The organism is Streptococcus pseudopneumoniae, assembly GCF_001070815.1.
In the GTDB taxonomy this organism is placed as follows: Bacteria; Bacillota; Bacilli; order Lactobacillales; family Streptococcaceae; genus Streptococcus; species Streptococcus pseudopneumoniae_P.
Genome location: NZ_JVLX01000015.1, coordinates 1 through 8685 on the forward strand (window position 1 = coordinate 1; position 8685 = coordinate 8685).

9 protein-coding genes are annotated in these 8685 nt (G+C 36.2%); 2 read left to right on the plus strand and 7 right to left on the minus strand.

All coding sequences use genetic code 11. The annotated features are described in order from the left end of the window. Positions 1-137 precede the first annotated feature (137 nt). The 6 genes from ADG81_RS09815 to ADG81_RS01605 form a co-directional block, all read right to left on the minus strand. Positions 138-1355, minus strand: a complete 1218-nt coding sequence (locus tag ADG81_RS09815) for a site-specific integrase (protein ID WP_049550705.1) — start codon at positions 1353-1355, stop codon at positions 138-140. Between the two features lie 69 nt (positions 1356-1424). Then, positions 1425-1688 carry a helix-turn-helix domain-containing protein gene (locus tag ADG81_RS01585; protein WP_049550706.1) on the minus strand — a complete coding sequence of 88 codons (264 nt, stop codon included), beginning with the start codon at positions 1686-1688 and terminating at the stop codon, positions 1425-1427. 46 nt (positions 1689-1734) lie between these two features. Then, complete coding sequence (locus ADG81_RS01590; protein WP_049550707.1) at positions 1735-2364, minus strand: replication protein; 630 nt, start codon at positions 2362-2364, stop codon at positions 1735-1737. Positions 2365-2693: 329 nt separating this feature from the next. After that, a complete protein-coding gene (locus ADG81_RS01595; RefSeq protein WP_049550708.1) occupies positions 2694-3416 on the minus strand; it encodes a hypothetical protein in 723 nt (240 codons plus the stop codon). Position 3417: 1 nt separating this feature from the next. Further along, positions 3418-3996, minus strand: coding sequence for a hypothetical protein (locus tag ADG81_RS01600; RefSeq protein ID WP_239668518.1), 579 nt, complete (start codon positions 3994-3996; stop codon positions 3418-3420). 72 nt (positions 3997-4068) lie between these two features. Continuing rightward, a complete protein-coding gene (locus tag ADG81_RS01605; protein WP_049550709.1) occupies positions 4069-4461 on the minus strand; it encodes a hypothetical protein in 393 nt (130 codons plus the stop codon). A 218-nt stretch (positions 4462-4679) separates the two neighbouring features. Here ADG81_RS01605 and ADG81_RS01610 point away from each other — a divergent pair, with 218 nt between their 5' ends. Continuing rightward, entirely contained in the window at positions 4680-5246 is a 567-nt protein-coding gene (locus ADG81_RS01610; RefSeq protein ID WP_049524417.1) for a hypothetical protein, read from the plus strand. A 51-nt stretch (positions 5247-5297) separates the two neighbouring features. Here ADG81_RS01610 and ADG81_RS01615 read toward each other — a convergent pair whose 3' ends face one another. Then, the gene (locus ADG81_RS01615) at positions 5298-5633 is read right to left on the minus strand and encodes a helix-turn-helix domain-containing protein (protein WP_049524418.1); all 336 of its coding nucleotides are present in this window, start codon (positions 5631-5633) and stop codon (positions 5298-5300) included. 141 nt (positions 5634-5774) lie between these two features. Here ADG81_RS01615 and ADG81_RS01620 point away from each other — a divergent pair, with 141 nt between their 5' ends. After that, complete coding sequence (locus tag ADG81_RS01620; protein WP_239668519.1) at positions 5775-8405, plus strand: SEC10/PgrA surface exclusion domain-containing protein; 2631 nt, start codon at positions 5775-5777, stop codon at positions 8403-8405. Positions 8406-8685 lie beyond the last annotated feature (280 nt).

An 8685-nucleotide genomic window follows, 5' to 3' on the forward strand; every position in this document is an offset into this window, starting at 1 on the left:
TCGTAAAGCATCACAATTCTCAAAACGTTAATCAATACGATTATATCAACGTTTCAAAGCACTCAAAAGTTTACCTTATGGGTGCTTTTTTCGTGTTTTTTTAAAAAGTTTACCTCAAAGTTCACCTTATTTTTACCTTATTGTTTTAGAGACTTTAAAGCAAATTCACCAACTGCCATAGGAACTACATTAGAGGTGTTGACATAAATTTGAGTTGTGCCTGTATCGCTATGCGTTAGTGCTTCAGAAATGGCTTCTAAGCTCATTCCTGCTTGTTTAGCAAGTGTTGCTCCTGTATGTCGTAATTTATGAGGTGTAGCATGTGTCAGCTCTTTATGTCGCTTTCTAATACTTTTCATTTTGTTGTTTAGATAGTCAGCATGTAAAGGCTTATTGATGTTTCCTTTTGTGTCGATATATGTAAAAATAAATTGTTCTGGATTACTGATGATGCCAAATTTTGCCAGTTCATATTTTTGTTGTTCTTTCCAAGAGGTAAGGAGTTGAAGTAAGTCATTAGAAATAGAGAAAATAGTTTTCTTATTTCCCTTAGTAGATTTCACTTGTCCATATCTATCTAAAGCTTGAATTAGCTGAATCTGCGATTTTGAAAAGTCTATATGTTTCCATTGGAGAGCGTAGGTTTCAGATTTTCTATCTCCTAAGAAAAAAGTGAGATAAAATAGGACATAATCTTTAAGGGTTATTTTGTCATTATCTAAATCTTCTTGAAATGCTGAGAACCATTCTTGTAGTTGTTCGTGAGTTAGATATAAATCTTCCTCTCTCTTTGACTCTGCAAGTTGAATCTTTTTAGTGGCCTTTATTCTTCTTAATATTTTTGAAACTTTATTAGCTTCTATATACTCAAGTTCTTCTGCCCAGTCAAAAATAGAAATAACGTAACTTCGTAAAGTTTTGAAGTTTGCATATTCGTTAGCTTTTGAGGTCATCAAATTTAGAATAACCTGTTTATTTTGGTTTAAAAATTGAATCGTATAGTTGCCAAGAAGGGGCAGTATATGTTTTTCAAAACATGTTTTTGTATTAACAATAGTTGACCTGCTTGGTGGTTTAGAAGTAGATGTAGTTTGTCCTGCTTTATAAGAGTCCCACCAGATATTGTTATAGAAGTCTGAGAAAAGAATATCTCCTTTTGCTAGTCCTGAAAATTCATTATCTTCTATTTGATTTAACTTGGTAAGCAAGTCTATCTCAGCTTGCCTTGCCTCCTTTCTTGTTTTGAATCTCTTATCGTAATAATTGCTATTGACAATTCCAAGTGGCATTCGTGCTTCAATTGGGATATAGACTTTTAAGCGGTAAGTTCCGTTTTTTGTCTTATTGATAACCATGATATTCTCCTTGTTGTGTATCGAACCAGAAAATATCATGACTATTATAAAACAAAAATATAGATATTTCTAGTTTTGTGAGTAAAGCCATGAATTAATGGCCTCTTTATTAAATCGTATAGTCTTACCTATTTTTATTGTAGGCAGTCCTCGTTTGATCCAACTATCTAGAGTATTGTTTGAGATTCCTAGATAGTGGCAAGCCTGCTGTTTGTTTAAAAATGGGCTTTCAAGGTTACTATTGTTCAATTTAATGTCAATTTCTTTCTTGATGAGCTCAGCTAGTAGTTGCTGAATTTGTTGAACTTGTTCATCTGGTAAAATGACTTGCATAAGTTATTTCTCCCTATTATGCTATAATTGAAGTATCAGTTGATTTTTAATCATCTGTATTTGCCTCATCAGTATTGCTCGCCAAAGTATCTTCTGATGAGGTTTTTTTGTTGTTTTGGGGATTATAACGTCTAGAATCTAAAAATTTTGTAAAAAAGTAGGTTCGTTCAATTATTAATCCCAGTAGTGAGATATCTTTATTTCTAGCGTAGTGAACTAAGTCTTCGAACTCGGTAAAATTGTTATCGGTGATTACATCGATAACAGTTTCTAGAAATAAATTTGAATTTTGCTCTATCAAGAACTTATCAAGTTCGAATCCGCAACCTGATTCAATATCCTCTATATTGTATAAAGTTTTTTCAGGGTTTTCTGCATGTATGAAATAATCGTACATACCTTTTGGTGACATGACAACTTCAACGTGGGAAGGTGTATTGAGTTTCTCAGTAAGAAGCTCTGATACTTGGGAATAACTTTTTAGCGATTCAAAAAATAAGACTCCGTGCTTGTGCGATTTTTTAAATTCCCCAGTTTCCCTATTAATGTCCTTATCATGCCAAGGGCTAAGAACAAATGGAATGTGTAACTCTTCGAGAATTTCTAAATAATTTTCTGGGGCACTTTCCTTATAGAATAGGAATGCCCATTTATTTGAACGTTTTTCTTTAGCCATTTTGTTTTCTTTCTATGATTATTGATTATTGATTTATTGGGGGTCGTAGTAACCCCAATAAATCTTCTCTTGGGGCTTTCCCCAAACCCCAGCCTCTCCTGCCCGATGAAACCCCATCGAACCGAGAACGCTTGCCAATTCAACAAGGGACGGGGTAGTATTTTTGGCGCTTCACTTCCTGCCGTTGGCATCGTTACGCTTAAAAATCTCCACCCCTCAAGCCCTTGCGAATAGGCATTTTCCTGCTAATGAGATTGTGCCGACACCTATACCGATGAAACCCCTAGGTAAGGTCAGTGTCGCATCAAACAAGTGTAGCAGAAAAAACGCTAGCTATATCTTGAAAATAGCTCTTGTATCCGCTGGTTTAACCGTTCTTCGTCTCTTACTTGAATAGTGCGAAACATCTTAACAGGTTCCCCTTCTAGCTGAAAATAGCCATATCCTCGCGGTTTTACTACAACTTCATCTTTTTCCATATCAGGAAAAAGGAGTTGTCTGTTGTTTGCTGCTAGCAGAAAGCTAGTAGACAAGGATATAATACAGTTAAAGTTATATCGTCCTGGCAGTTCTGATAAAAGAAATCGCTGACTAGATAGCAAAATTCTACATCCTAGACTTCTACCCATACTATTCATCATCAACATTTTTGATAAAACCTCTTTATGCTTTTTCTTATCTGTTTGTTCCAGATATGCAAGAAAGGCTTGCCATTCATCAAAAATCAAGTAAAGATTATGAGAACTTTCTTCTTGCTTTTTAAGTCTAGATTCAAAACGTCGGTAGACTGTTTCGAATAGTTCTAAACAGTCAAACCCTCTTGCGACATGGTCGCCAGTCATTGAAAACATTTCTTCATCAGCTTTGAAATCCAAAAAGTAAGCTTCAGCATCTGTATCATAAAATGAAATAAGGCCTAGAATTCTCCTCAAAAAAGTGGATTTTCCTGAACCCGACGGGCCTGCGATTATCCAAGCGAAAAATCGGTTTATGTCAATGGTTACAGGGGAAGGATGCCCCCTGACGTTGACGTCAAAAACGTTTTTGATCATACTAAAAGTCCTCCTCGTAACTGAATTTCGTCTGTCTTGTCATTCGATTGTATGTAGCCTCTTCAATCGTTTTGACATCGAATTTAGCAACCCAACCAGCTCCTGATACCAGTTCAACAGTTAGTACATCTAATGCAAACTCTCTAGTGTATTTAGAAAGAACGCCTGTAAAGTAGTTCTCTAATGATAATTGTTCATCATCGTTTAACTTGTTTGCTAGATAAACCCAAATATCTATGCCTCCTGTTGTAGCAGGATTTATAGTTTTTAACTGTAAATCATGAGATAAGTTTTGATTGAGATGATTAACTACATTTTGTAAGACAGTACCTTTTCTAACTTGTAGTTGTTCATCAGCTTTCTTCTTGAACCACCAAAGAGTGACATTTCGGATCAATGTGGTTATAATCTTAACTTGCTTGCCTGTTAACAAGAGGCATTGTTCCCATAATTTTTCATTTCTCTTAACAACCTCATCTGACACAATGAGAAACTGTCGTTTTAGAAAAATGTGTAGAATATTAAGACCTTGCCATACCAATAATGCAATAATAAGAGAAAAGAATATTTTTATCAACATATATGTTACCTCGTCATATAGTGAGTAGTTATCATCTACACAATGCAGATGATAACTCACTATTTTTATCACTTATTTTAATGAAATATCTGCAAGCTCAGTGACTAGAGCTAAACCAATTGGTTGCTTCAACTTGTCAAGAACAAATGACAAGTCATACTTGTTAAGTATGATGTCAGTATTGACCAAGCCATCTAAACTCTCGTTTTGATAGTTCTTTAACTTGATTTTGAACGAAGGGCAGTAAGCTTCTTGAGAAATGCTAGCGAACTGTTCATAGAGTTCGACATCTACGCATGTAAGAGATGCCCACGGACGTTGATTTTCTTGACCGTCATTGATGATTCCGCTATTTGTATCAATTACTTTGATCTCTGCTGGGATATCAACAGAAGTTGATAAAGCATCTAAAAATGCTCTTGCGCTTTCGTAGTTTCCTACGATTAATTTTTTCTCTTTTGACATATGAATGCCTCCTTTGCTAATCTTCCGTCTGACTAGCAATTTTAACTTTGAATGATAGGACGGTCTATATTTGAATTAGTTAGCTAACTTATGACACTATTTTACACGAAATAAAACATTTATTCAATGAGGTTTTTACTATTGCTTGGTGTCGTATAACACGTTACTTTTGACACTTTTTTAAAAAGATGTTATAATGGTGAAAAAGGAGGAGCTATATGTTTCATTTTTCTGATTTAAAGAAAGAAAAACAGATAGATTTTATCTCTAAAAATCTATCTGAAATTTTATTTAAGCAACGACATGAACTTAATCTATCACAAGAACAATTTTTAAAAAAATTCTTTAATTATAATATCTATACTAAAAAATCTGGTTATTTATCCTTATCACAATTAAAACGCTATGAAAAAGAATACAAAAAGCAAGTTCCTTTCACTGTGCCTAAAAAAAACAGCAAAATATTTGATATAATTCTAAATTTCTCTGTTGTAGATACGATATATAGAGAAAAAATATTTCAGGATTATTTAAAAGAAGATTCACTTAGATTTGCTAAGCAATTAGAAGAACTAGGTTTGTTAGATTGTCTAGAAAAAGCAACTAGTGGGCTAGTTGCAATGAATTATTATAATTCTCTAACAGGTAAAAATTATGATAAATATTTTCTATTAGATTGGCTATTCAATAATGCAAGACAAGGCTTGTCTGGGGAGCAGATACCTGAACTAATTTACGATGGTATTAAAACAAGGCATGATATAAAGAGAGAAACTAAAAACTAAATTAGCATTAGCAAATTAAAAAAAGCCAAGTCATGCTGTATGTGACTCGGCTTATTTTTCTATCTCATCTAGAAAATCAATCAAAAGTTTTGTGACCCTATCCTGCTTACTAGGTGCTAATTTTTCCAGCTTAAACAATAATTGATTTATCAGCGGATTACTTTCAGTAAGAGAAATGTCAAAGAAACTTTCTATATCTGTATCAAGAGCGTCCATGATTTTTTCAAGGGTTTTGATTTTGATATTTGGTTCAAGGTTTTCTAATTTATAAGTATATTTTAATGGTAAGTCCGCCAGCTCCTCTAGTTGCTGTTGGGTGATATTTTTTTGCAATCTCAGTAGGCGGATTCGCTTGCTGATATAGGATTGTAGGTTCGTTTTTGTCATCTCAGTACCTCTTTAAATCCTATCATACTGGAATTTGTGTCCTTTAAAAACTACTTAAAAAGAGAAAAAAACAGTTATATAGTTTTAAAATACTACAACATGTGATAAAATAGGACTATAAAACTATCAAAAGGAGTTTATATGATGGAATCAAACACTCAAGGTCACGGAACCATCAAGAAATTACGCACTGGTGCAGTTATTTCAACGCTTGCAATCTCGGCTCTAGGGGTATCTACTGGGGTATCTGCTAGTGAGACTGAAGTTGCGGTTAATGAGCCTGCAACTAGGGTAGTTGCTCAGGACGAGGTTGTCCCTAAAGTTCCGAGTCAAGCTGATGTTGATAAGGCTAAGGCTGAATCGGACAAGGCTAGTCAGGATGTAGCTAAGCAAAAAGAAGTTGTTGCATCTACTGAAGCAAACATTGCTAATGCTGAAAAGGCTATTTCTGATACTACTAAGAAAGTAGAAGAGGCTAAGTCTGTTACACCTGAAAAGGTAGCTGAGGCGAAGGCTGACGCTGACAAAAAAGCCAACGAGCTTGCTACAGCTGAAAAGACTGTAGCTGATGCTGATAAGTCTGTATCTGCGACTGCTGAAAAGGTTGCTGACCAAACTAAGGTAGTATCTAATGCTGAGAAAACTGCCACTGATACTGCTAATAAGGTAGCTGATGCTCAGAAGAAAGTAGATTCTCTTTCATCTACTACTGACACCACCCAACTTGAAAAAGAGGTAGCTACTCTTACTGACCAAGTTAAAGCTGACACTCAGGCAGTAGAGACTGCTCAGACTAACCTTGACAATGGTAAGAAGGCTCAATCTGACAAAAACCAAGCTATTGAAGACGCTCAAACTGGGGTATCTAGCGCTGAAACTAAACTTTCTCAAGCTACTAAAGCCCTTGCTAATGCTAAAGCTGATCAATCTAACAAAGATAAGGCAGTTACTTCTGCTAAGGCTGACCTAGACCGTGCTAAAGAAGAGCTAGCAGGTACTGGTGAAGATGTTAAGAACACTATCACTGTAAGCCCAGAGTATATCTCTCTATTAAAAGAGTACTTTGAAAAAGGTAGACCTGCTGAACTGGGTGAGAAACTAACTAAATTGGGGTATAAGGAGTTAGAGAAGTTAGGTGAGGTAGAGTACTACAATGGTGAACTAGTATCTTTCACTATTCCTTTCAATGGCTCTGAACGTGATAAGAAACGTGTTGTAGATATTTACAATCTAGATTTTGAAACTCGTAAAGAACTTTCACTTTATGCAGCAGACTTGTTCAATCAGGTACGCAAACAGTTTGGTACTCAGCCTGCTAAGGTAACAGCAGACTCAATTAAGATGGCTGACGAAATTGCCAAGGCTTCTAACGGCACTCAAGGGCATAACTGGGGTGTTATGCAAGATGTTAGTGATGCTTATAAAGCCCCAGTATCTGAGTTAATTCACAATGTTCCAGGTTCATTAAGTACTGTTTATGGATTAAAACAGCAGGTTTTTGAGGGTATCTACGGTATGCTTTACTGGGATGGTCATGCTAAATGGGGTCATGCTAAAGGTGTAGCAGACATCGACACTGCACGTCTTAAATCTCACTTGCAATACATCGGAGTTTCAGTAGGTAAGGCTGACGGAATCACTAAAATCCATTTTGATGGTACTAGTGACAATGTAATTGATTCTGATTCTAAGTTTGATAAGACTGAAATTGTTTCAGATAAGGCTGAAATCGTAGCTAATTTGCGCAATAAAGTAGCAAATTCTGAAAAAGCCTACGACAACGCAGTTAAAGCCTCTCAAGAAGCTAAAACAGCAGTTCAATCAGCCCAAACTGCCTACACTAATGCAGAAACAGCTCTTGCTAATGCTCGTAAACAGCTCTCTGATTTGGTAGGTAACAAGATTGATGTTCCAGCGCTTGAAAAGGCTCTTGCCGATGCTGAAGACAAACTAGCGCAGGACACTAACTCTTTGCAAACTGCTAAGGAATCGCTTGCTCTAGCTAAATCAAATGCTACTGACAAAGCTAAGGCTCTTGCAGATGCTAAGTCAGCTCTTGAGACTGCTAAGGCTGAACAAGCAACTGCTGACCAATCTCTAGCTACTGCTAAGGGTGAATTGGAAGTTCTTACTAAGGCTCATGATGTAGCAGTCTTGGCTCGTAAATCAGCTGGTGCAGACCTTGCTCGCAAACGTGAAGCGTCTAAAGAAGCTACTGACACTCATACAGTACTTGAACTTGCTCTCACTAATCGTGATGAAGTCCTTAAGGCTTTGGACAAAGAGCTTACTGATGCTAAATCTAAGCTTGGTGTACTCCGTGCTGAGTTGGAGACTGCTAAGGAAGAGTTGGCTCGTCTTGAGGGTATCGCAGAAGCTAAGGCTCGTGGGTATGAGAACTTTAAGCAACTTAAAGCCGACCATGACGCATACCTTGCTGAACAACAACGCTTGCAGGCTTTGAAAGACAGAGCAGAAGAAATCCGTAACGCAGGTGGAGAAGTTAAACCTGTCCTTGACGCTGACGGTAAAGTAGTTGATGTTGTGGATGGGAAGGCTCAAAACAAGACTGTAGTTGCGACAGTAGGAACTAAAGACGATAAAACATATCAAGCTCCTGCAAAAGCTACAAATGCACAAGCTACAAATGCAAAAGCAGAACCTAAGAAACAACTTCCAAATACAGGAACAAAGGATTCAGGAATTTTAGCATTGCTTGGAGCAAGTCTTGGACTCCTCGCTTTAGCAGGAAAACGAAAATATAATAGATAAAAAGAAAGAGAGCGGAGGCTCTCTTTTCTATGGTGTTGTTCTAATATGTATAAATTTTATATAAGGTAAACTTTTGATATTCTGGTTCGATTTTTGCTTATTTTTTATGAAAGTTTACCTTATTTTAATGAAACTGATTGAAATTAGTTGAAATTTTATTTTTTGAAAACTTATGAAAACGTTGATTTTAAAGCACTTTGAAATTAGATGAAATAAGTGGTGCCCCAACCAGGTCTTAAGAAAGCTCGTAAAGCATCACAATTCTCAAAACGTTAATCAA

What these genes read in the sequence shown, in the direction of transcription:
- ADG81_RS09815 (WP_049550705.1), bottom strand. Translation starts at nt 1,355, where the DNA reads ATGGTTATCAATAAGACAAAAAACGGAACTTACCGCTTAAAAGTCTAT.
- ADG81_RS01585 (WP_049550706.1), bottom strand. Translation starts at nt 1,688, where the DNA reads ATGCAAGTCATTTTACCAGATGAACAAGTTCAACAAATTCAGCAACTA.
- ADG81_RS01590 (WP_049550707.1), bottom strand. Translation starts at nt 2,364, where the DNA reads ATGGCTAAAGAAAAACGTTCAAATAAATGGGCATTCCTATTCTATAAG.
- ADG81_RS01595 (WP_049550708.1), bottom strand. Translation starts at nt 3,416, where the DNA reads ATGATCAAAAACGTTTTTGACGTCAACGTCAGGGGGCATCCTTCCCCT.
- ADG81_RS01600 (WP_239668518.1), bottom strand. Translation starts at nt 3,996, where the DNA reads ATGTTGATAAAAATATTCTTTTCTCTTATTATTGCATTATTGGTATGG.
- ADG81_RS01605 (WP_049550709.1), bottom strand. Translation starts at nt 4,461, where the DNA reads ATGTCAAAAGAGAAAAAATTAATCGTAGGAAACTACGAAAGCGCAAGA.
- ADG81_RS01610 (WP_049524417.1), top strand. Translation starts at nt 4,680, where the DNA reads ATGTTTCATTTTTCTGATTTAAAGAAAGAAAAACAGATAGATTTTATC.
- ADG81_RS01615 (WP_049524418.1), bottom strand. Translation starts at nt 5,633, where the DNA reads ATGACAAAAACGAACCTACAATCCTATATCAGCAAGCGAATCCGCCTA.
- ADG81_RS01620 (WP_239668519.1), top strand. Translation starts at nt 5,775, where the DNA reads ATGATGGAATCAAACACTCAAGGTCACGGAACCATCAAGAAATTACGC.